Consider the following 23,882-nt stretch of genomic DNA (forward strand, 5'->3'; position numbering starts at 1 on the left):
TGGATAGTCTTCAGCTTAAATTGAATCAGTTAGTTGTGCGCGAGTTCAAGCTTTTCTTCTTTCGTCTTATTTTCATCAGGAATCTCCGGAAGTGCTTTATGCTTCTTCGACCACATCGAGTAGATCGCCGGGATCACGTAAAGAGTAAGCACCAGAGAGAATAATGTTCCGCCAATAATTACTATACCCATACTCATCCTGCTTTTTGCGGCGGCACCGAGAGCCAAAGCAATTGGCAATGCACCGAGCGCGATGGCCAAGCTAGTCATCAGGATTGGCCTTAGCCGCGCCACCGATGCTTCAACGATTGCTTCGTGTAGCGGTAAACCGCGCTCCTTCAACTGGTTCGCAAACTCCACAATCAAGATCCCGTTCTTCGTCACCAACCCAATAAGCATAATCGTTCCGATCTGGCTGAAGATATTCCAGGTCTGACCGAATAGCCAGAGCGACAGAAATGCACCAGCCACAGCCATAGGTACAGTGATTATAATGATCAACGGATCGATAAAGCTTTCAAACTGCGCTGCAAGAATCAAATAAACAAGTAGGAGGGCAAGACCGAAGGCAAAAAGCGTATTTGATGAACTTTCCTGGAAGTCGCGCGATTCTCCGCCCAGACTTGTAGAGAATGTATCGTCGAGCACTTTTGCTTTTATAGCTTCCATAGCTGCAATTCCATCCCCAATACTTTTACCAGGGGCCAGTCCCGCAGAAACAGTTGCCGACAGGAACCTGTTATTGTGGTATAATTGCGGCGGACTACTGCGTTCTTCAACAGTAACCAGGTTGTCCAGCTGGATCAATTCTCCCTGATTGTTTCTTACAAAGGTCGAAGTTAGGTCCATCGGGTCATCACGGTCTGATTTGGCATACTGTCCCATTACCTGGTATTGCTTTCCGTTCATAATGAAGTAGCCAAATCGCTGGCCACTGAGTGCTAATTGAAGCGACTGTGCAACATCAAGCACTGACACGCCCAAACTTTGCGCCTTATCCCGGTCAATGGTTACATTAATCTCAGGCTTGTTAAACTTCAGGTTGACATCAGTACTGGAGAAGGTAGGATCCTGTGATGCCTGATTCATAAACTCAGGGATTTTCTCCTGCAGCTTAGCAAAATTAGGTGCCTGAATAATAAATTGAATTGGTAGACCTCCCCGTCTGTTTACAGCAATAGTTGGCTGCTCAGTCACGAGAGTCCTGCCTGTAGTAAACTTCTTGGTTATTTTGCTCAGTGCAGTTACAACCTCCTTTTGGCTTCTTTCACGGTCGCCCGGATCCACTAGCGCCAGACGCATAAAGCCCGAATTGGCTGATCCGGAACCTCCAAAGCCCGGGGCGGTATAGATGATATTTACTTTCTTTTCAGGGATAGAATCGTTGACAACTTTTGCAAGTTCCAGCATAAACCTGTCCATATACTCAAAGGTGGTTCCTTCGGGGGCACTGGCCTGGACACTAACAAAGCTTCGATCGTCGTAAGGTGCGGTTTCTTTTTGAAGCAGAGTCCAGAACAGGGCGATCATACCGATACACACCACGATGATCGGGAAGCTTACCCAGCGCCTGGTCATGAAATTCTGTAATGATTCAGCGTAGCCAGTCGTCATCTTCACGAAGTAGGGCTCCGTCATCGTATAGAACTTTGATTTCTTCTGCACCCCGCCTTTCATCAGGTAGGCGTTAAGCATAGGAGTAAGGGTCAGCGATACGAAAGCCGAAATAAGTACAGCCGCCCCGATGACTATCCCAAATTCCCTGAAGAGCCGCCCTACAAATCCTTCGAGGAATATTACCGGCAGGAATACCGCAGCAAGTGTTATAGAGATGGAAATAACTGCCCAGAAGATCTCATTAGACCCCTTGATTGCGGCCTCAAAGGGCGACATCCCTTCCTCGACCTTTTTATAGATATTCTCCGTTACCACAATTCCGTCATCCACCACTAATCCTGTAGCAAGTACGATTGCAAGCAATGTGAGTACATTCACAGAGAAGCCGAAAATGTACATAATGAAGAACGTCGCGATAAGCGATACCGGAATGTCGATCAGCGGCCTGAATGCTATACTCCAATCCCTGAAGAACAAATAAATAATCAGAATTACCAGTACCAGTGAAATAAGAATGGTTTCAGAAACCTCGATTACTGATTGTTTAATAAATACTGTATTATCAATAACCAGCTCCATTTTAATGTCTTTCGGAAGCTCTTTCAGGATCTGCTGATACCTTTCGTTAACAAGCTTGGAGATCTCCAGATAATTGGTTCCCGGTTGCGGTGTAATGGCAAGTCCGATCATCGGTGTTCCAGACTCACGCATAACACTCTCCATATTCTCAGGAGCAAGAATTGCTTCGCCAACATCACTAAAACGGGTTATGCGGTTTGAATCTGTTTTTAGAATCAGGTTATTAAAACCCTCAACGGTATTGAGATTACCAATTGTCTTAATTCCCAGCTCTGTGTTATCTCCGGTAAGTTTACCAGATGGAAGGTCAACATTCTCCCTGGCGAGAGCATTACGAACATCCAAAGGGGTAAGGCCATAAGCTGATAACTTATTAGGATCGATCCACAAGCGCATCGCGTAGCGCTTTTCGCCGTAAATATTGAGACTGCTGACACCAGGTACGGTCTGGAAACGGGGTACAATTACGTTATCCGCATAATCACTTAATGACAGCGAACTACGGGTATTACTTTGCAGCGTAAACGTCATGATAGGCTGTGAATCCGCGTCCTGCTTAGAAACTACCGGCGGTGCACTGATATCCTGAGGCAGACTTCTGGCGGCCTGAGAAACTTTATCCCTGATATCATTAGCCGCTTCCTCCAGGTTTTTATCCAGAGTAAACTCAACTGTAATATTGCTCGATCCCTGGCTGCTTGAAGAGGTTATATTACGAATACCATCTATGGAATTAATCGCCTTTTCGAGAGGCTCCGTTATCTGAGATTCAATTACATCGGAGTTTGCACCGGCATAACTTGTCCTCACAGAAATTACAGGGGGATCAATCGACGGAAATTCCCTGATGCCCAAAAAAGTAAATCCAATAATTCCGAATAACACAAGAACCAGGTTCATGACGATAGTCAGGACCGGCCTTTTTATGCTGGTGGATGATAAACTCATACGATTAATTTTTAGTGATCTTTACCTTTACCGGACTGTCTGGCTTCAGAGCCATGATTCCTGTTGTTAAAAGAGTGTCACCTGCGCTCAGGCCTGATATTACTAAAACTTCTTTTTCTGTACGGGTACTGGTTTCAATCAGTACTTCGGTAGCCTTGCCATTCTTACTTACAAACACCTTTTTCCCGCGTTCTACTGGTACGACAGCTTCAGATGGAATCAGGATAGCGTTAGTTATCTGTGCAAGCGGTAAATCAACTTTAGTGAACGAGCCCGGAAGTAAAAGTCCTCCAGGGTTGGCCGCCCTCGCTGCAATCTTCAAGGTTCTGGATGTTTCATTAATGCCCGGGTCAATTGCATAGACGGTAGCAGTATTTCTTCTTTCGCTGCCTGATACGGTAAAGTGAATATCCGATCCGGTACGAATCTGCTGGGCATACTTTTCAGGAACTGAGAATATGATCTTCACAGGGTCTGTGCTGCTCAGACTTGCCACCACCGTTGCAGGAGTTATGTATCCGCCTACAGAAACCGTTTTTAATCCGATGCGACCACTAAATGGAGCTACTACAACAGTTCTTGAAATTTGTGCCCGGATTAGGCGCGTTGCTGCCTGTAGTGATCGTTTATCAGCAAGAGCGATATCATATTCTTCCTTACTTATCGCTTCTTTTTTAAGAAGCATGTTCGCACGCAGCTCTGTTTCCGACGCTAGTTTTTCTCTGGTTAATGCCTGAGATAACTGTGCCTGCAGCTCAATATCATTTATCTTGAGCAGCGTCTGGCCCCTTCTTACATTGCTGCCTTCACGGAAATAGATGCCTTTGATCAGGCCGGACACTTCTGATCTGATCTCAATCTGCTCATTAGCCTCGATCGAGCCAGTCACAGAAAGTGAATTTGAGAAGCTTTTAGGGGTAACAATAACGCCATTAACAGGAACTGGGGGACCACCTGGTCCACCCGGTCCGCCTCCCGGCCCCCCGGCGCCACGACCTGCACCGCCGCCTCTTCCTCCTGCATCTCCCTTTTGACTGTTAGCTTTTATCCGATAGGCAACAAAAGCACCGAACAGAATTACGAGCAGGGCGTAAACAATATATTTAGTCTTCATAGGTCTTGATCATAGGGTTTATCTCAGAAGAGGGAGTTGGTACAATATCTGATAAATTATCCTGAATGCTGCGGAGCACTTGCATGAAAATTAACTTGTCAGCAGTATTGATATTTCTAAGTGAACGGTTATTTAATTCTTCAATGGCTCCTTTAATTACCGGCAAATCTGTTCTGGCCTTTAATGTAAGCTTAATCAGCTGTTCACGCCGATCGTTCGGATTTTTTTCACGGATGATATAGCCGTTCTCACCCAAATAATCCAGCATGCTTACCATATATGACTTATCAATATGTAATAATTCTGCCAGTGCTTTTTGTGATAAGGCTTCATGGTGCGTATCAATTAAAACTAAAACGTAGTGATACCTGTCTATAGATAAATGAAGTAAGCTTTTAGACAGCCCGTACAAGTATCTCTTGGTAACAGTGGTTAGTGCTTGGGCAAGAGGCTCTTCCATAATCCTACACAAAGCTATTTGTATACTTGCAAATTAGTTGGTTGTAGCAACTATTTTACAGCGAGAGATTGTAATCAGACTTTGAAAGAAGATAACAAAACTTAATTTTGACACCTATGCATATACTTAAATCGACGTCCCTTATTATTTTTATGGTAATTATTTCAACCACGTTAAGCGCCCAGGAGAAAATAGCTTTTAAAGTTTCTTTCCTGGAACCGAAGGCTCATTACGCAGATGTCGAAATGGACATTTCAGGCCTTAAGGATGATCAGATAGATCTGAAGATGCCTGTCTGGACACCAGGCTCATATCTTATACGTGAGTTTGCAAAAAATGTAGAGGGTTTCCAGGTATCGGGGGCTTCGGGTGGAGCGCTGAGCTTTAGCAAGGTAAATAAGAACACCTGGAGGATTAATACTGCGAAGAATTCTGCTATCAAAGTAAAATACCGTGTCTACTCCTTTGAGATCTCGGTACGGACAAGTTTTGTGGATGAATCGCATGCTTTTCTTTCACCCGCAGGATTGTTTCTTTACCCAGCAGGAAAACTGAAAATGCCATCTACGGTAACAATCATTCCACATGCGAACTGGACTAAAATATCAACCGGTCTAGATAAAGTCGCGGGTAAGGAAAACACCTTTGCTGCCAGTGATTTCGATATTCTGTATGATTCGCCGATAGAAGTAGGCAACCAGGATATCTTTGAGTTTACTGCTGCAGGGGTGAACCATGAAGTTGCCATGTATGGCGGAGGCAACTATGACAAGGAGGTTTTGAAGCGTGATATAGCCAAGATCGTTCATGAGCAAACCAAAGTCTTTGGAGTGAATCCGAATAAACGATATGTCTTTATTGTACACAACTTCAATTCTGGCGGCGGCGGATTAGAGCATTTAAACTCTACTGTTTTAGGCGCTACCAGGAATGCCTACAATACTGAAGTCGGACTGCTCCGCTTTTTAGGTTTGGTTTCGCACGAATATTTCCATCTCTGGAATGTAAAACGGCTGCGGCCTATCGCCCTCGGCCCGTTCAACTATGATGAGGAAAACTATACCACTAATTTATGGATAGCCGAGGGTTTCACGGCCTATTACCAGGATGTGTTTACGCAACGCGCCGGGCTGCAAACCCCGGAACGTTTCATTGCCAGCCTGGCATCAGCTATTAGTACAGTAGAAAATACACCGGGTAATAGGGTAGAAACTGTTGCGGATGCAAGTTTTGATGCGTGGATCAAGCAATATCGCCCGAATGAGAATTCGCCAAATTCAACGATCTCATATTACAGTAAAGGTTCGCTGATCGCTTTAATAATGGATCTGGAGATCATACATTCTACACAGGGAAAAGCTGGACTGGACGAAGTGATGAAGGCTATGTATGATGAATATTACGTGAAAAAGAAACGCGGTTATACCGATGCGGAGTTCAAAGCTATGGCGGAAAAAATAGCCGGGCATTCATTAACGAATATTTACAACGATTACATAAACGGCCTCAAGACGATTGACTATAACAAATACTTCGATTATGCAGGTCTTGCAATTACAAATGAAGCCGCCCAAAGCAATGAGCCCTACCTGGGTATTGCTACCGCCTTAAGGGAAGGTAAAATGATCATCTCGCAGGTTGCACGCGGAAGCGGTGCCTGGAATGATGGACTGAATGTGAATGATGAGATCATCTCCATCGATAATTACACAATAGCCAAGACTAAGACAGGGAATACCGAGATGCTGAAATACGTGGCTGGCAGGAGTGTTGGCGAGAAAGCCCGGGTGACAGTAATTCGGGATGGCCAGGAAAAGGTTATTGATGTAAACTTAGGAAGAAATCCTGCAGTGAAGTACAGCATCTCTGCACTTCAAAATCCTTCCGCAGCTCAGATGGCTGTACGGAAGCGATGGTTAAAACTAGAATAAACAAAAAAGCAGCTTCACAGCTGCTTTTTTTATTTAAAACGTTAAGCGTATAGCCAGGCCGACATCTCCTGTCCCGAAATTTGTATCGGGAGTCAGCTCAAGTCTTGGTCTCCAGTCGACAGCCAGGTTCAAGGGAACTCCGTCAAATTTATAGTCAAGGCCAAGAACGCCGTCAGCGCTCAGGAACAGATCGCCCTCAAAGTTCTTCACCTTGTATGAGCCTATACTACCACCACCTCCGTAATACCATAACAGCCCCGGAGCTCCGCCAATCGGATTGTGAACCTCATACAAGCCTGTTAACAGGAATCTTTTAAAATTATCATTACTCCTTACCGAAAGGTTAAGGTCCAATGCTTTATTCGTATTGAGGAAAGTTTTGAAGTTAACGCCATTGTAGGGTCCGATCCTTACACCAATAGCATTTTCATAAGATTGTGCATTTGCATTCGATCCGCCAATTAGGAACAGACCGGCAGTTAAACATAGTAATAGTAGCTTCTTCATAATGTGTGTTTTTTGCACTGGCTTTTCAAATACAGTGCCAGTTACTCGGGTTTAGATTGAAAATTTTCGTTATAGATAATAATTGTATAACGGCGGTTAAGTCATTAACGTATATCGATTTATTTTAAATCGAAATTACCAAGCTACATTCTGTGAGGGTTCAATTAAAATTTACGATGAAATAGGGCGGGGACAGGACCGCTGGAACTAAATGTGTGGCTGCGCTTTACTAAAGCTGCGAACAAACTTATCGGAGGCCAATAATAAGGTTTGCCAAAGCCCCTTTTAGGCAATACTTTCAACGGCAAATGAACGGCAAATGAACGGCAAATGAACGGCAAATGAAATTGCCTTAATCAATGGGAAATACAGGCTTTTACAAGGCCTCTTCGAATTTTCTTATTTCGAATGCTTATTTTCATTAAATTGCTAAATTTCCATTATCAAGTATTCTACTAGAAATTATGGCCGAAATAACCCGGGTTTTTGATCTTCTGAAGCACTCACTGGACAAGTTCAAGAAGGACGATCTGGTAGCGGCGAAAAGGAACGGCGAGTGGATAAAGTATTCAACTGAATATTTTGTTAAGCAAGTTGATGCGTTGAGCCTCGGCCTGATTGCAAAGGGAATTAAGAAAGGCGATAAGGTAGCTATCATGTCGCCCAACCGGCCGGAATGGAATATCTGTGATTTCGGGATCATGCAGATCGGGGCTACCCAGGTTCCCATGTATCCGACGCTGGCGGAAAATGATATCAAGTTTATCGCGAAAGATGCGGATATACGGATTGTCTTTGTGTCAGATAAGACCCTGTATGAAAAACTAAACACGGTAAAAACCCGCGACGCAGCGAATTTTGAGATCTATACTTTTGATGAAGTTCCAGGTCTTCCTAATTGGGAGGATGTAATTGCCCTGGGCAAGGAAAAGGAATCGGTGGACCTGGAAGAATATCGCAGAGAAATAAAGCCAGAAGACCTTTTAACATTAATTTATACTTCAGGTACAACCGGAACTCCAAAAGGAGTCATGCTGACACATAATAACCTGGTGAGTAATATTCGGGAGTCGTCAAAGCTCTATCCCGCAGGGTTTACCAAAGCCATCAGTTTTCTGCCCCTATCACACGTGTTTGAGCGGATGGTCATTTATATGTACCTGTACCTTGGAATATCAATTTACTATGCGCAGAGCATGGAAACTATTGCTGCCGATATAGCAGATGTTAAACCGCATGGATTTACTACTGTTCCAAGGCTCCTTGAAAAAGTATACGACCGGATTGTGGAAAAGGGATCGCAACTGACGGGGGTTAAGAGGAAGTTGTTTTACTGGGCATTGGATTTAGGACTTAATTATGAAATGGATGGTGCAAATGGCCCATGGTATGAGTGTCAGTTAAAGATTGCCAACAAGCTGGTGTTTAGCAAATGGCGGGAAGCATTGGGCGGAAATATTATGGCTATTGTCTCGGGCGGTGCGGCCTTGCAGCCAAGGCTTGCCCGGGTATTCTGGGCAGCAGGCATGCCGGTGCTGGAGGGTTATGGCCTTACCGAAACTTCTCCGGTTATCAATGTAAACGGACTGCGGAAAGGAGAGGCCAAATTCACTACGGTTGGCCGGACTATAAAAGACGTAGAGGTAAAGATTGCTGAGGACGGGGAGATCCTGTGTAAAGGTCCGAATGTAATGAAGGGTTACTATAATCGCCCAGATCTGAGTGCCGAAGTCATTGATAAGGATGGGTTTTTCCATACTGGTGATATCGGAGAGATTGTTGATGGGCAGTACCTTCGAATCACGGATAGGAAGAAGGAAATATTCAAGACTGCGGGGGGCAAGTATATCGCACCGCAAATGCTCGAGAATAAGTTTAAAGAATCTATTTTCATCGAGCAGGTAATGGTTATCGGAGAAAACCAACGGTTTCCGGCAGCCCTTGTTTTACCATCATTTGCAACATTAGAGAAGTGGTGCGAAAGAAAGGAGATTCCATATACTACCAACGAGGAAATGGTTAAAGACCCGCAGATCATTGAAAAGATCTGGTCTGAAATGGAGAAGTTTAATCAGGAGTTCGGGAATTGGGAACGTGTTAAAAAGATTGAATTACTTCCGGTAGAATGGAGTATCGATGGGGGAGAATTAACCCCGAAGCTTAGTTTAAGAAGGAAAGCTATTTTAGAGAAATATAAATCACAGGTTGAGAAATTATACAAAAATGCAAACGAATAAATCACACTTCACTAGTCTGAGAGCGGTTATGCTTGCCGCTGTTTTCCTGTCATCATGCGTAGGTGGGCAAATAGGAAAGAATAACAGTGGAGAATATAAGAACGGGATGGTTGTTTCTGCCCACCCGTCGGCTTCTAAGGTAGGACTTGATATCATGAAGAAGGGCGGCAATGCGGTTGATGCAGCCGTAGCTGTACAGTTTGCACTGGCAGTCGTTTATCCGAATGCAGGCAATATCGGAGGCGGGGGGTTTATGGTTTACCGTTCTGCAGACGGTGAAGTTGCAGCCCTGGATTTCAGGGAAAAGGCACCTGGCAAAGCTTTCCGCGATATGTACCTGGATGCTGCCGGCAATCCAATAACAGATAAAAGTCTGTACGGGCACCTGGCTGCCGGCGTTCCCGGCAGTGTTGATGGGATGGTACAGGCACACAGCAAATACGGGAAACTTACCTGGGCCGAAGTTGTTCAGCCCGCCCTGAATCTGGCGCGCAATGGTTTTCCGATTACCGAGAACCAGGCTAGGGAGTTTGCCGGTCAGCAGTCTAGCTTTAAGAAATATAATCCTGGAAAAACTTATTATATAAAAGATAAATGGGCAGCAGGAGAGCTTTGGGTTCAGGAAGACCTGGCCAACACCCTTGAACTGATTCGGGATAAAGGGCGTGAGGGATTTTATGCAGGAACTGTGGCAGATCATATCGTCGCTGAAATGCAGTCGGGTGGGGGATTAATAAGCAAAGAAGACCTTAAGAATTACCACGCGGTATGGCGCGAACCAATTGTGGGTACGTACCGGGACCATAAAGTGATAACTGTACCACCTCCGTCAAGCGGCGGCATCGCATTACTTCAACTCTTGAACTCAGTGGAACCATTTCCATTAAAACGCTGGGGTTATAATTCAGATTCAACTGTTCAGGTAATGGTTGAGGCAGAGCGGAGGGTATATGCCGACAGGGCATCGCACTTAGGGGACCCGGATTTCTACAAAGTGCCTCAGAAGTATCTCATTCTGCCTGTTTACTCTAAATTCAGAATGAGTAATTTCAATTGGGATAAGGCTACACTGAGTACTGATATCAAAGCAGGTGAGGTGCCGAAGGAGAGCGAAGAAACCACCCATTTTTCCATTGTAGACCGGGCTGGAAATGCGGTGTCTATCACTACAACAATCAATGGCAGCTACGGATCAAAGGTTTTTGTAAAAGGTGCAGGCTTCCTTCTTAATAATGAGATGGATGATTTTTCAGTGAAGCCTGGTTCGCCTAATATGTATGGTTTGCTGGGTGGTGAGGCTAACGCCGTTCAGCCTAACAAGAGAATGCTTAGCGCGATGACTCCGACCATCCTGGAAAAGGAGGGTAAGTTATTTATGGTGGTAGGCACCCCAGGTGGATCAACTATTATTACCTCGGTGTTTCAAACTATCCTGAATGTGGTGGATTTCGATAAGAGTATGCAGGCAGCCGTCACAGCAAAAAGATTTCACCATCAATGGTTCCCTGACGAAGTTGTCATGGAAAGGAAAGGTCTGGATAGTATGACGGTGGTCAGGCTCACCCAAAAAGGATACAAATTCAAGGAAAGAGGTGCGATAGGTAGAGTGGATGCAATCCTGAAAACCAAATGGGGTTATTACGAAGGTGGTGCAGATCCAAGAGGGGATGATACCAAGCTTGGCTGGTAAGCTTAGCTAGCAGGAGTTCCCTTTTTAGATTCTAGCACTACTATCAAACCCGAAATGATAAAGTGGGCCAGCACGATACCAAGTAAGGTGAATTTTGTAGCAGCAAAGAAATAAGCCAGGTAAGCATAGATGTCTTCCGGCGGATAATAGATCAGCTTGATAAGGGAAAGGTTCTCGAGATAATCACACAAAACAGCTATGAATGTTAAGATGCTGATGTCTCTAAATCTGTTAAACATGTGCCCTTTAGGCAATTTATGACAAATCCATGCCGTGGCATAATAAAAGGTTGCGCCATATAACAGCGGAAAGATAAAATCAAGGAATATACTCCTGGTGAGCAAGTCTAACTGTCCTGAATCTCGTAAGCCTGCCAGAAAACTTATTGCATTACTTGCTGTTCCGATATACTCGAAATCAATAATAAGCCCGGAATCCAGCGGCGCGGTCATAGTACGCATTACCATAAGCCAGGCTGCTGTTAGAACCATAAAAATCAGGAAGCGCAAACCTTTATCTTTCATTATTATCCGATAGCTGTTTAACGACTGTGAAATTTCAAAACCTCCTTTAACCTGCCTATTTGGCATTTACTGAACGATTTTCTAATCCTAAATTAGTATTAAATTATTAATTTTTAGGATTGTAACCCCAACCCGGCCTATTTTCTGAATGGGTATTGTTTAAACGAGACTTGACTCATTCCGCCCTTTTCATAAATAGCAATGCAGCTTTTTTCCATTTCAGCGGGTATATTATTATCGCCTAACGAAACGGTAGCAGGGTATGGTTTACCTGCCTCGAAAAAGTAAATCCTCGTTGTTCCGTATTTGGTATGAGGCATGTAATTGCCGTACTGCTCCATTTCTTTCCATACCTCGCCTTCAACAGTAACAGCGTAAACGCGAATAACCGGACCGCTATTCTGCTCGTTTCTCACAAATGCAACCTCTTTAAAACCGCCTTTAAGGTCTTTAATTCCCGGCTCGCTTACCGCATTCCAGATCATCGCGGCCACCAGCACTATCGCACCGATGATTATGTAGTTCTTTTTATTCTTCAATTCAGATTGATCTTTTGATTGCTGGCAAAGGTACTTACTATATGCAATTCATCTGCCTGTTAATTAAGCATTTCCTAAAGGAGAAAGTTCTCCGTCTATAGAGATTAATAAAATCAACAATATGCTTGCATCTTAAATTTCTATTCATAAATTTGTTATGCTTGCATAGCAAATATTGAATGAAACCTGAAGAAACTGTAGACTATTTTCTAAAGATCGTTTGGCAAACGGTAGCTAACAAATACAATCAGATTGCTTCTGAGTATGGGATCACCCAGGCTCTTGGATATATGCTGATAAACATCCACGAGGAAGGCACGGCTGTTTCACAGATTGCTTCCCTTTCTGGGGTGAAGTCTACCAGCCTATCCAGAATGTTGAATAATATGCAGGAACTCGGCTTGATCTATAGAGAAACAGATCCGGCAGACAAAAGGTCTGTAAAGATATTTCTAACGCCATTTGGTGTGGAAAAGAGACAGATTGCCAAGGATGTCGTGAAGAAGTTTAACGAATACCTTAACGCGCACATATCAGATAAGGAGCGTCTTCAGCTGATCAAAAGCCTGAACAAGATAAATCAACTAACCTTTGATTATAAACCTCAGTAGTTACTGTTCATGGTTAGGAAAACTTGAAATTTGAAAGAATGAAACGAACGATAAGAAAAGTAGCAGTATTGGGTTCGGGGATAATGGGTTCCCGGATTGCTTGTCACTTTGCCAATATTGGGGCTGAGGTATTGCTGCTTGACATGGTGCCGAAGGACCTGACAGAAGAAGAAAAAGCTAAAGGTCTAAGCCTGGACAATAAGGTTCTGCGAAACAAGATAGTTAACACAGCGCTCGAGAGCACTCTGAAATCTAATCCGTCGCCAATATTCAGTAAAAAGGTTATCAGCAATATAACCACAGGCAACTTTCAGGACAATATGAAAGATATTGCCGGATGTGACTGGGTAATCGAGGTCGTGGTTGAGCGTTTGGACATTAAAAAACTCATTTATGATGAGGTAGAAAAATATAGAACGCCAGGTACGCTGATCAGTTCAAACACTTCAGGAATCCCTATCCATCTAATGGCCGAAGGGCGTTCAGATGACTTTCGGGCTCACTTCTGCGGAACCCACTTCTTTAATCCCCCTCGTTACCTCCGGTTACTTGAAATAATACCGGGACCGGACACAAAACAGGATGTGATAGACTTTCACATGCACTACGGGGATAAGTTCCTCGGCAAGACGACCGTTCTTTGTAAAGATACCCCGGCTTTCATTGCAAACCGCGTAGGAGTTTATTCCATTATGGCTTTACTGCATCTGGTAGATAAAATGGATCTTACGGTTGAAGAAGTTGACAAATACACAGGTCCTGCTTTGGGCCGGCCGAAATCTGCCACTTTCCGGACAACAGATGTCGTGGGTCTGGATACAATGATCAATGTTGCGGGGGGGCTGTACAGCAATCTTCCTGACGATAAAGCTCATGATTTATTTGAGCTGCCAGCCTATGTGAAGAAGATGCAGGAGAATAACTGGCTGGGAGATAAGACACAGCAAGGCTTTTATAAAAAGATAAAAGGTGCGGACGGCAAATCCGAGATCCTCGCGCTCGATCTAAAGACTTTTGAATACAAACCACAGCAAAAGATAAAATCACAGACTCTTGAAGCTACGAAAGCCGTAGAGAATCTTCGCGAACGGATGAAAGTCTTTGCGAAAGGAACAGATAAAGCCGGCGACTTTTTCCGGACATCGTTCTTTGGCTTGTTTGAATACGTATCCGATAGAATTCCCGAAATATCTGACGAGCTATACCGGATAGATGACGCCATGCGAGCCGGTTTCGGCTGGGAACTTGGACCATTTGAAGTTTGGGATGCTTTGGGTGTAAAGGAAGCAGTTGAAGGAATGAATGCGCTGGGAAACCAAGCTGCCCCCTGGGTACAGGAAATGCTTGAAGCCGGGAATACTTCCTTTTATAAAGTGGAGAATGGGGTTAAGAAGTACTATGACATCCCAACTAAATCATATCTACCTGTTCCGGGGACTGATGATTTTATCGTTCTAGACAATATCCGCGACAGCAAAACCATCTGGAAGAATTCCGGCACCTCAATTATTGACCTGGGAGATGGAATATTGAACCTCGAGATTCACACCAAGATGAACACCATTGGAGGAGAGGTAATCCAGGGACTTAATAAGGCAATAGATCTTGCTGAAAAAGATTATCGTGGACTCGTAATAGGAAATGATGGAGCCAACTTCTCCGCTGGAGCTAATATTGGGATGATCTTTATGGCTGCCGTTGAACAGGATTGGGATGAAATAAATATTGCTATCCGGATGTTCCAGAACGCCATGATGAGGGTTAGGTACTCATCCATTCCCGTCGTTGCAGCGGCCCATAACCTTACTCTCGGCGGTGGTTGTGAGTTGTGCTTGCATGCAGACCACGTTCAGACCAATGCTGAAACCTATATGGGATTGGTTGAGTTTGGAGTTGGCCTAATTCCCGGGGGCGGAGGTTCAAAAGAATTCGCTCTGCGTATTTCCGACGAGTTTAAGGAAGGACAAATAGAGCAAATGGCTCTAAGAGACCGGTTTTTAACGATCGGTATGGCGAAAGTGTCGACTTCCGGTGCAGAGGCTTACGAACTTGGTTATCTCCAAAAAGACAAGTACAGCATAACTATGAACCGCAGCAGGCTGATAGCGGATGCCAAGGAAAAGGCGATTGAACTTGCCGATGCGGGTTATACCAAGCCGGTTCAAAGGAAAGATATCCGGGTGTTAGGCAAGCAGGGAATGGGAATTGTTTACGCCGGAGCTAATTCGATGTTCGCAGGAAATTTAATTTCCGAGCATGATAAGAAGATATCTGAAAAACTGGGTTACGTTTTATGCGGTGGTGATTTGTCCGCGCCTACACTCGTTACAGAGCAATACCTCCTCGATCTTGAACGGGAGGTGTTCCTATCGCTTTGCGGAGAAAAGAAGACTTTAGAACGGATTCAATCAATATTAACTAAAGGGAAGCCCCTAAGAAATTAATAAAAAAGATGATCTGAGTGGTTGGAAATTTCTCGAATCTCGCATCTCATTTCACAAATCTATCAAAAATGGAAGAAGCATATATAATAGCGGCTTATCGTACAGCAGTTGGCAAAGCACCCAGGGGTGTATTTCGTTTTACGCGCGCTGATGAATTAGCAGCCGAAGTTATAAGGAACTTAGTTGCAGCCGTTCCTAACCTCGATAAAGAAGAAATAGATGATGTCATCGTCGGGAATGCAACACCCGAGGCAGAGCAGGGTCTGAACGTGGCGAGGATGATATCGTTAATGGGACTTGACACCGATAAGGTGCCGGGAGTGACGGTTAACCGGTACTGTGCTTCAGGTTTGGAAACCATTGCTATCGCTTCAGCTAAGATCAGGTCGGGCATGGCAGACTGTATAGTTGCCGGTGGTGTCGAAATTATGTCGGGTATGCCTTTCGGCGGATGGAAGCTTGTGCCGAACGCAGACGTGGCTAAAAACCACCCCGACTGGTACTGGGGAATGGGGCTTACTGCAGAGGCTGTCGCCAAAGAATACAATGTCAGCAGGGAAGATCAGGATGAGTTTTCTTATAACTCCCATCAAAAAGCGATTGCTGCGATTAAGAATGGTCATCTTAAAGAAGGTGTTCTTCCGATTACCATAAAAGAAAACTACCTGGATGAAAATCTTAAAAAGAAAACCCGGGAGTATGTGGTTGATACCGATGAAGGGCCTAGGGCGGACACAGCTCTGGATAAGTTAGCCAAGCTTAAACCTGTTTTCGCTGCGGGCGGATCAGTAACGGCTGGGAACTCTTCCCAAACATCAGACGGAGCTGCTTTTGTCTTAGTTGTTTCAGAAAGCATGCTTAAAAAGCTGAATGTGCAGCCAATTGCCAGGCTTGTTAGTTATGGAGTTGCCGGTGTACCACCAAGGATTATGGGCATCGGTCCGATCGAAGCCATTCCGCTAGCCCTTAAAAAAGCAGGCATGAAGAAAGAAGAGCTGGATCTGATAGAACTTAACGAAGCATTTGCTTCACAATCACTCGCCATTATACGCACTCTCGACCTTAACCAGGAAGTTTTAAATGTAAATGGAGGAGCAATAGCGTTAGGTCATCCCCTGGGCTGTACTGGAGCGAAACTCTCTGTGCAGCTATTTAATGAATTAAAAAGACGAGAAAAGAAGTTTGGTATGGTGACGATGTGTGTGGGAACAGGACAGGGGGCAGCGGGGATTTTTGAAATGCTATAGGTTAGAACCAGGAGCCAAGAATCAAGAACCAAGATGTGTGCCGTAAACTAAATAGTGTATAACTAAAAACATTGAATGTGGGAGTTTGTAAGAGAAGGCGTGTAAATCGTAATATTCTTTTATTTGAAATTCTCTATGCACAACTTTAAGAAATTAAACATTTGGGTAGATGCCATGATTTTAGCAAGAGAGGTTTATTTTGTAACATCCAAATATCCAAAAGACGAAAAATATGGTTTAGTTTCACAAATGAACAGAAGCGTAGTCTTTGTTCCATCTAATATTGCAGAAGGTTCTTCACGATCTTCAGCCAAAGAATTTTCGCATTATCTAAAAATAGCATTGGGATCTTTATTCGAATTAGAAACTCAAACAATATTGTCTTATAATTTAAAAATAATGACAGACAGTGATCTTGATCATCTGTCAGAAAAAAATTCAACACTGCAAAAAATGATCAATGGATTTTTAACCAGTCTAAAGTAGAGATTTAAACGAGATGCATCTAATTAACCTTTCAGCTCATAAAGAATAGGACTGTTCTGATTCTTGGCTCTTGGTTCTTGGATCAAAAAAACCAATAACAATGGAAACACTAAATAAAAAAACTATCCGCGGCGGTGAATTCATCATCCGCGAAACGTCTTGTGATGAAATTTTTATTCCTGAAGAATTTGACGAGGAGCAACTGATGATCCGGAAGACCTGCGAAGATTTCCTTGAATCCGAGGTTTACCCGAATTTGGATCGAATCGACACCCAGGAAGAGGGACTGATGGAAAGCTTAATGAACAAGGCTGGAGAGCTTGGCTTGCTGGCTGTTTCAATTCCAGAAGAATACGGTGGGTTTGGGAAGAATTTCAATACCTCTATGCTTGTTGCCGATTCCATCGGGCCAGGTTGCTCGTTTGCAGTGGCACTGTCGGCGCATACAGGTATCGGCACACTCCCAATTCTCTACTATGGAAATAAGGAGCAAAAAGACAAGTACATCCCAAAACTTGCCTCAGGTGAGTGGAAAGCATCCTATTGTCTTACCGAACCTAATTCCGGCTCAGACGCCAACTCTGGTCGGACCAAAGCGATGCTCAATGCCGAAGGCACCCATTACATTATAAATGGCCAGAAGATGTGGATCACCAACGGTGGCTTTGCTGACATCTTCATCGTATTCGCAAAGATAGATGACGATAAAAACCTCTCTGCATTTATCGTAGAGAAGGATTTTGGGGGTATTTCGATGAACCCAGAGGAGCACAAGATGGGCATAAAGGGCTCATCGACCCGCCAGGTATTTTTCAATGATTGTCATGTTCCGGTTGCTAATCTGTTGTCGGAAAGAGAGAATGGGTTTAAGATCGCGGTGAATATTCTGAATATCGGACGGATTAAGCTAGGTGTCGCTGCGATTGGCTCATCCCGTCGGGTTTTGAACCAGGCAATCAACTATTCCAACGAACGTATACAATTTAACCTTCCCATTTCGAAGTTTGGAGCAATTCGCTATAAGCTTGCAGAGATGGCTACCAGGAATTTTGCTATAGAAAGTGCTGCCTACCGTGCGGGTCAGAATATTGATGATGCCTACGAAGCACTTGTAGCGGAAGGAATGGACCCTTCCAAGGCGAAACTAAAATCGACGGAAATGTTTGCTGTAGAATGTGCTATTCTCAAAGTTTGGGGATCGGAAGTGCTGGACTATATCGTCGATGAAGGTGTGCAAGTATATGGAGGCATGGGCTATTCTGCTGATGCTCCGATGGATCGAGCTTATCGAGACAGCCGCATAAACAGGATTTTTGAAGGAACGAATGAAATCAACAGGATGCTCATACTTGATATGCTCTTGAAAAGAGCAATGAAAGGCGAACTGGATTTGATGACGCCAGCACAGGCTGTGGCGGGAGAACTAATGTCCATTCCTGATTTTGGTGACGAAGATGATACATTATTTGCGGCAGAGAAGAAGATATTGGCGAATTTGAAGAAAGCTGGTCTGATGATAGCCGGAGCTGCCGTCCAGAAATTAATGATGACCTTGTCTAAAGAACAGGAGATCCTGATGAATATTTCAGACATAATAGGATTCGTTTACGTCGCTGAATCCACCATTCTAAGGGTTGAAAAACTTGTAAAAATGAGAGGTGAAGAAGCTTGCCGCGGACAACTGGATATGATGCGAATTTATTTGTATCAGGCTGTCGATAAAGTTGCTATTGCAGGCAAAGAAGCCTTGTACTCATTTGCCGAAGGCGATGAACTTAGGATGATGCTGGTTGGCTTGCGAAGATTTACGAAGACTGAGCCCTTTAATATCAAGGAAACACGGCAAAGGGTTGCAAAACAACTGATTGAGGCTAATAAATACTGTTATTAATTGAAAGCGGAGAGTTGACAGTTCTCACGTCTAGCATACAAAAATACACTAAGCCTTATCTTGGCTCGTCCTTAAGGCAAGAAATTTAAGCCTACTGCTTGACTGAGTAAGTGACATATGTTTGTAACAGCTAATGACGTATGCCTTGGCTCCCGAAATCATCAGCCTTCAGAAGCAATAAGGCTTGTAGTGACCCGTACTTCTGTCTTAGTAGTTTAACTTATTGGTTTGGGGATGGAACTCTTCTCACAAGGTCTGAGTCCAGCCCATAGGAGAATCTAATAGCGGTGTGTCTTCAAAAGAAGAAGATTGACGAGTTTTCATGTCTTCCTGATACATTTCATAGACCAAGTAGGGGTCTGGTAGGGGTCTTCTTTGGCTATTCTTTGGCGAATGATGCCAAAAACGGCCTTTTACCCAAGCAAGACCCAAAGAAGACCCAAACAAAAGGCCTTTTTTATACTTATTCCCGATTTGGTACAAAAACCCGATTTAAAGTATAAAATTGATTCATGGGAATTTTAAGATTTCAGTCCGCAAAAGGTGCCGGTTCTGCAACGAAGCGCAGACTGACAAAGATCAATACACCTGGTTGATTACACTAAGCCGTCTGAAATTTAAATTAGTCGTTCACATGGACTTCCGCAATTCTCGTATATAATGGTGGTGTTTTGAATCAGTTAAGTGCCGTTTACTAACTTTCAACTGTTAACTCTCACCTCTCAACTACAAAAAATACAATGCTGTACCCACAGCACAGCATGTGTATTTTTTGTTAAATAATGTTAATCCTTACTTTTTCAACTTTAAAAGGATAAATTTGCAACTCTTGTAAAATACAGTAGAATAATTTTGAATGAGATTTAGATATTTACTATTAATTATCCTTCCCTTACTAATAGTGCTGGGCTCGTGCGGTAAGAAGTGCAACGACGAAAAACAGGTTAATATTGACGATTCGATTATCCAGAAATTTCTAAGTGAAAAAGGGATAGCAGCTCAGAAACATTCAAGTGGCATTTACTACCAGATTCTTAGTCAAGGTTCTGGTAATATCGCGTATTCAGCCAATACCTCAATAACAGCTAAGTACACTGGTCGGCTTTTAGACGGAAAAATATTTGATAATGGAAGGGGAGAGGCAATTACGTTCAAATTGGGGGGAGTAATAACAGGCTGGCAAATTGGTATACCACTTATACAAAAGGGCGGTAAGATCCGTTTGATTATACCTTCTGGATTAGCATATGGCTGTGATGGCCGTGATGAGATTCCGAAAAATGCAGTTCTCGATTTCGATGTCGAACTGGTAAATGTTACAAATTAACGAAACTCATGAAGCAATTTTTTAAATACGCCTTGCCCGGATTTCTTTTACTAAGCATTTTCGTTGCTTGTGAAAAGGAATACGAATCCATTGAAAGCATAGACGATAAAAATGTGACAGCCTATATACAGGCAAATAAGTTGAATGTAGTAGAATATCAGGATAGTGGTATTTACTACCAGGTGACCAACCCGGGCTCAGGTGCTGACGTTGAATATTCTGATCAGGTTCCAATGATATTTACCATTAAATCCATTGACGGTAAATACTCAGCTCTTGATACTTTTAGCTCTTCAAACCGATATTACAATTATCTGGGTTATTTCAACCCAGAAGGTGTTCGCGTCGGGATTAAAGAGGTTCTAAAAAAGAAATCTGGCACAATTCGAATGATCATCCCATCCCGTTCAGCTTTTGGTCGTAACGGCTCAGGTGACATTCCCGGAAATGCATCCCTTGATCTTACCGTAACAGTTCTAGACAAGAATAAGATGGCTGCTTACGAAGATTTTACCATTCAGAAGTATATTCAGGCTAATTCATTAACAGGCTTTACCAAAACCACATCAGGCTTATATTATAAAATAGATGTCGCAGGTACCGGAAGCCCGATAACTGCGGATTCTACTGTGAAAGCGGAATATGAGGGAAAGCTTTTAAACGGAACTATTTTCGACAAAACAGGTGCCGGAAGCTCAGCGACTCTAGGTTTGACTGACGTAGTGAAAGGATGGCAAGAAGCAATTCCGTTGATTAAAGAAGGCGGGACTATTCGGATGATCCTTCCGTCTTCATTAGGTTATGGGTTGGAAGGTTCGACCGGAATCCCTGCGTTTTCGGCACTCTTTTTTACCGTGAAGGTTACTGAAGTCACGAAGTAGCTTTTGCCGATAGTTTAAAACTAATATTTCCTGCTTTAAATCTCATTCATCGCTGCTGTAGGCGTAGGGTATTTGAACTTGTAACCCTTGCTACGCTTACGGCAGGAAACTTTTGCACGCCTAAGTATCATCAGGCTCATCTCAGTTATCGCGATTTTCAGAGCGAACTATTCATCTCAGTGATTCGCTCAGCTTCCTATTCCGCCCATAACGAGTATTGTTTTAGTCATTTTTTGAGAGCACAATTACTATTTTTGATCAATCGTACTGCTTAGTTAATCCATATTCAGAAAAGCCCCCAAATTCATGATCTATAAAAAGCATATTTTCATCTGTACCAATCAACGGCCTGAAGGTGCAAGAGTAAGTTGTGGGGAGGAGCATGGTTCGGCTCTTACCGCTGAATTTAAAAAGCTTATGAAAGAGAAAGGTTTGACAGTCGGGATGCGGGCCCAAAGAACCGGCTGTTGTGAGCTGTGTGAATACGGACCAATAGTAGTGGTTTATCCCGAAGGTGTATTCTATGGAAAAGTTCAATTAAGTGATGTGAATGAGATAATTTCTGAGCACCTTCAGAATGACCGTCCCGTTGACCGCCTATTAATTCCCAAATTATCTTAGTTTAACCTAAAAGTATTCCATCTGGGGTTCACTTCCTCGCAGATTAAGAACCACGATCCGCAATTACTTAACTGCTAATATAACTCTGTAGCTGCTCTATGGTTTGCTTCTGATCTTCAATTACAAATTTAACCAGATCGCCAATAGAGATCATACCCCCCACTTTTCCATCTTCGACTATCGGCAGGTGTCTGATGTGACGGTTAGTCATAATTTGCATACATTGATCAATAGAAGAGCTAAACCTGATGGTTTCCAAATCTGCCGTCATAACTTCAGCAATTAGGGTTTCTCTGGAAGATTTACCCTGGAGAATTATCTTTCTGGCATAATCGCGCTCCGTGAAAATTCCTTTTAACGCTTCGCCTTCCATGACAAGAAGCGCACTAATATTTTTGTCCATCATTACCTGAAGTGCATCCAGTACTGAAGTCTCAGGGCTTACCGAATAAATTGAATTTGATTTGTTTTGGACGATGTGCTTTACGGTCTTCATAACATCAGGATTAGCTTTTACTAAATATAAGTATATTTCTTAAAATAATTTTTAGAAGCTTGCCTGGAAATTTATGAGTTGTAACAGTGTATTTGAAAATCTTACACGAAAATGAAGTAAATGTCATGGTTTAGGACGTAACTTGGTCAAGTTTTAACTTATCCCATAGCTGGCAGCCTTATCAGCGGCTATTACATAGCTAATAAAATATGAGCGGTAAAACCATTCTAGTTTGGTTTAGAAAAGATTTACGAATTCACGACAACGAGATATTGACGGAAGCTGTACGGAAAGGCGATACCGTAGTTCCCGTTTATTGTTTCGATCCGCGGCAGTTTGAGACCACGTCTTTTCAAACACAGAAGACTGGCGCTATTCGGGCGAGGTTCCTGATCGAATGTGTGGCTGATCTTCAGCAATCCCTACAAAAACTTGGTGCTGATCTCATAATCCGAAAGGGCAAACCTGAGGATATTTTACCAGAGTTGGTAGGTAAATATAATGTCAGCGAGGTTTATCATCATCGGGAGGTGGCTTCCGAGGAAACGAGAATCTCAGCCGATGTTGAGAACGCCTTATGGCGCTTGAAGATTAATCTCAAGCATTTTATTGGTCATACGCTATATCATAAAGAGGATTTGCCTTTCCCGATAAATAACATTCCAGATGTATTTTCTTCCTTCCGGAAAAAGATTGAGCGGGATAGTTCAGTAAGAAAATGTATAGAGTCGCCTGGCCCCTTCAAAATACCTCAAGATATGGAATGCGGTCTATTGCCTTCCTTACCTGATCTTGGATTTCAAGGAATTGGGGATGCCGAGGAACGTTCTGTCATGAAGTTCAGAGGGGGGGAAACAGAAGCTTTAAAGCGCATGCATAATTACTTCTGGGAAACCGACGCAATTAAGAATTATAAGCATACCCGGAACAATTTATTAGGCCCGGATTATTCTTCAAAGTTTTCTGCGTGGATAGCTCTCGGTTGTCTTTCACCGCGTGAAGTTTATTGGGAGATCAAGAAATATGAACAGGAGCGGGGTTCTTCGGATTCTACTTACGCCTTGTATTTGCAGCTGCTTTGGCGGGATTATTTCCGGTTCATGTTTAAGAAGTATGGCAACAAATTTTTCCAGAAAATAGGGTTTAAAGGGGTTGCTCCCGAGGAAACTGAAAATCAACAGGATTTCTTTGAGTTTTGGAGAGCAGGAAAGACTGGTATCCCATTCGTTGACGCAAATATCCGAGAGCTTAACACCACGGGTTTTATGAGCAACCGAGGAAGACAGAACGCAGCAAGCTTTTTGGTAAGGAATCTCAAAGTTAATTGGATGTGGGGAGCGTCGTACTTTGAAGAAAAGCTGATTGATTATTGTCCGGCAAACAACTGGGGAAACTGGGCTTATATAGCCGGAGTAGGGAATGATCCTAAAGAGTACCAACATTTCAATGTTTTGAAGCAGGCGCGGGAATTTGATCCTAATGGTGATTATGTGCGAATGTGGATCCCGGAACTTGCAATGGTTCCAGGTGCTAAGATCCATCAGCCCTGGACCTTGTCAGATCAGGAAGTAAGGGAATATCATGTCGAGGATTATAAAGCACGGCCAGCATTTGCCCCGGAAGTATGATCAGTATTCGGTGGTCCGTAATCAGTATGCAGTAATTAGTGATCAGTAATCGGGTAATCGGCGATCAGGTAATCATTGTCGAATCTTTGTAACTGTTGATTCCAA

At 43.3% G+C, this 23,882-nt stretch carries 19 protein-coding genes; 12 read left to right on the plus strand and 7 right to left on the minus strand.

Annotation, left to right across the window (positions count from 1 at the left end):
* Positions 1-29 precede the first annotated feature (29 nt).
* From B5X60_RS14655 to B5X60_RS14665, 3 genes are read right to left on the minus strand one after another with little or no spacing between them, the layout of a single operon-like run.
* A complete protein-coding gene (locus B5X60_RS14655; RefSeq protein WP_079703471.1) occupies positions 30-3,143 on the minus strand; it encodes an efflux RND transporter permease subunit in 3,114 nt (1,037 codons plus the stop codon).
* A 4-nt stretch (positions 3,144-3,147) separates the two neighbouring features.
* Positions 3,148-4,257, minus strand: coding sequence for an efflux RND transporter periplasmic adaptor subunit (locus tag B5X60_RS14660; protein ID WP_079703472.1), 1,110 nt, complete (start codon positions 4,255-4,257; stop codon positions 3,148-3,150).
* Positions 4,247-4,717 (minus strand): MarR family winged helix-turn-helix transcriptional regulator, encoded by a 471-nt coding sequence (locus B5X60_RS14665; RefSeq protein ID WP_079703473.1) that lies wholly within the window; start codon positions 4,715-4,717, stop codon positions 4,247-4,249. The genes B5X60_RS14660 and B5X60_RS14665 overlap by 11 nt, the downstream gene beginning before the upstream one ends.
* Before the next feature lie 116 nt (positions 4,718-4,833).
* Between B5X60_RS14665 and B5X60_RS14670 the strand changes: the two genes are divergently transcribed.
* Positions 4,834-6,648 (plus strand): M61 family metallopeptidase, encoded by a 1,815-nt coding sequence (locus B5X60_RS14670; RefSeq protein WP_079703474.1) that lies wholly within the window; start codon positions 4,834-4,836, stop codon positions 6,646-6,648.
* Positions 6,649-6,681: 33 nt separating this feature from the next.
* Here B5X60_RS14670 and B5X60_RS14675 read toward each other — a convergent pair whose 3' ends face one another.
* Positions 6,682-7,155, minus strand: a complete 474-nt coding sequence (locus B5X60_RS14675; RefSeq protein WP_079703475.1) for a hypothetical protein — start codon at positions 7,153-7,155, stop codon at positions 6,682-6,684.
* A 464-nt stretch (positions 7,156-7,619) separates the two neighbouring features.
* Between B5X60_RS14675 and B5X60_RS14680 the strand changes: the two genes are divergently transcribed.
* Both B5X60_RS14680 and ggt read left to right on the plus strand, forming a co-directional pair.
* Positions 7,620-9,392, plus strand: coding sequence for an AMP-dependent synthetase/ligase (locus tag B5X60_RS14680; RefSeq protein WP_079703476.1), 1,773 nt, complete (start codon positions 7,620-7,622; stop codon positions 9,390-9,392).
* A complete protein-coding gene (gene ggt / locus B5X60_RS14685; protein ID WP_079703477.1) occupies positions 9,379-11,082 on the plus strand; it encodes a gamma-glutamyltransferase in 1,704 nt (567 codons plus the stop codon). Before B5X60_RS14680 ends, ggt begins: the two co-directional genes overlap by 14 nt.
* 2 nt (positions 11,083-11,084) lie before the next feature.
* Here ggt and B5X60_RS14690 read toward each other — a convergent pair whose 3' ends face one another.
* Both B5X60_RS14690 and B5X60_RS14695 read right to left on the minus strand, forming a co-directional pair.
* A complete protein-coding gene (locus tag B5X60_RS14690) occupies positions 11,085-11,672 on the minus strand; it encodes a hypothetical protein (RefSeq protein ID WP_079703478.1) in 588 nt (195 codons plus the stop codon).
* 71 nt (positions 11,673-11,743) lie between these two features.
* Positions 11,744-12,145: a hypothetical protein gene (locus tag B5X60_RS14695; RefSeq protein WP_245803536.1), complete on the minus strand. Its 402-nt coding sequence runs from the start codon at positions 12,143-12,145 to the stop codon at positions 11,744-11,746.
* A gap of 179 nt (positions 12,146-12,324) precedes the next feature.
* Here B5X60_RS14695 and B5X60_RS14700 point away from each other — a divergent pair, with 179 nt between their 5' ends.
* From B5X60_RS14700 to B5X60_RS14735, 8 genes are all read left to right on the plus strand, one after another.
* Entirely contained in the window at positions 12,325-12,756 is a 432-nt protein-coding gene (locus B5X60_RS14700) for a MarR family winged helix-turn-helix transcriptional regulator (RefSeq protein ID WP_079703479.1), read from the plus strand.
* 38 nt (positions 12,757-12,794) lie between these two features.
* Positions 12,795-15,200: a 3-hydroxyacyl-CoA dehydrogenase/enoyl-CoA hydratase family protein gene (locus B5X60_RS14705; protein WP_079703480.1), complete on the plus strand. Its 2,406-nt coding sequence runs from the start codon at positions 12,795-12,797 to the stop codon at positions 15,198-15,200.
* A gap of 68 nt (positions 15,201-15,268) precedes the next feature.
* Positions 15,269-16,447, plus strand: coding sequence for an acetyl-CoA C-acyltransferase (locus B5X60_RS14710; protein ID WP_079703481.1), 1,179 nt, complete (start codon positions 15,269-15,271; stop codon positions 16,445-16,447).
* A 135-nt stretch (positions 16,448-16,582) separates the two neighbouring features.
* Positions 16,583-16,933 (plus strand): four helix bundle protein, encoded by a 351-nt coding sequence (locus B5X60_RS14715; RefSeq protein ID WP_079703482.1) that lies wholly within the window; start codon positions 16,583-16,585, stop codon positions 16,931-16,933.
* Positions 16,934-17,033: 100 nt separating this feature from the next.
* Positions 17,034-18,824 (plus strand): acyl-CoA dehydrogenase family protein, encoded by a 1,791-nt coding sequence (locus B5X60_RS14720; protein ID WP_079703483.1) that lies wholly within the window; start codon positions 17,034-17,036, stop codon positions 18,822-18,824.
* An 856-nt stretch (positions 18,825-19,680) separates the two neighbouring features.
* Positions 19,681-20,151 (plus strand): FKBP-type peptidyl-prolyl cis-trans isomerase, encoded by a 471-nt coding sequence (locus tag B5X60_RS14725; protein ID WP_079703484.1) that lies wholly within the window; start codon positions 19,681-19,683, stop codon positions 20,149-20,151.
* An 8-nt stretch (positions 20,152-20,159) separates the two neighbouring features.
* Positions 20,160-21,032, plus strand: a complete 873-nt coding sequence (locus tag B5X60_RS14730) for an FKBP-type peptidyl-prolyl cis-trans isomerase (RefSeq protein ID WP_079703485.1) — start codon at positions 20,160-20,162, stop codon at positions 21,030-21,032.
* 306 nt (positions 21,033-21,338) lie between these two features.
* Positions 21,339-21,653 (plus strand): (2Fe-2S) ferredoxin domain-containing protein, encoded by a 315-nt coding sequence (locus B5X60_RS14735; RefSeq protein ID WP_079703486.1) that lies wholly within the window; start codon positions 21,339-21,341, stop codon positions 21,651-21,653.
* Positions 21,654-21,720: 67 nt separating this feature from the next.
* Here B5X60_RS14735 and B5X60_RS14740 read toward each other — a convergent pair whose 3' ends face one another.
* Complete coding sequence (locus tag B5X60_RS14740; RefSeq protein ID WP_079703487.1) at positions 21,721-22,149, minus strand: CBS domain-containing protein; 429 nt, start codon at positions 22,147-22,149, stop codon at positions 21,721-21,723.
* Positions 22,150-22,358: 209 nt separating this feature from the next.
* Between B5X60_RS14740 and B5X60_RS14745 the strand changes: the two genes are divergently transcribed.
* On the plus strand, positions 22,359-23,777 hold the full coding sequence (locus tag B5X60_RS14745; protein WP_079703488.1) for a DASH family cryptochrome: 1,419 nt from the start codon (positions 22,359-22,361) through the stop codon (positions 23,775-23,777).
* The last annotated feature ends 105 nt before the right edge of the window (positions 23,778-23,882 follow it).

Origin of the sequence: Daejeonella lutea (assembly GCF_900168015.1) — a bacterium.
Lineage (GTDB): Bacteria > Bacteroidota > Bacteroidia > Sphingobacteriales > Sphingobacteriaceae > Daejeonella > Daejeonella lutea.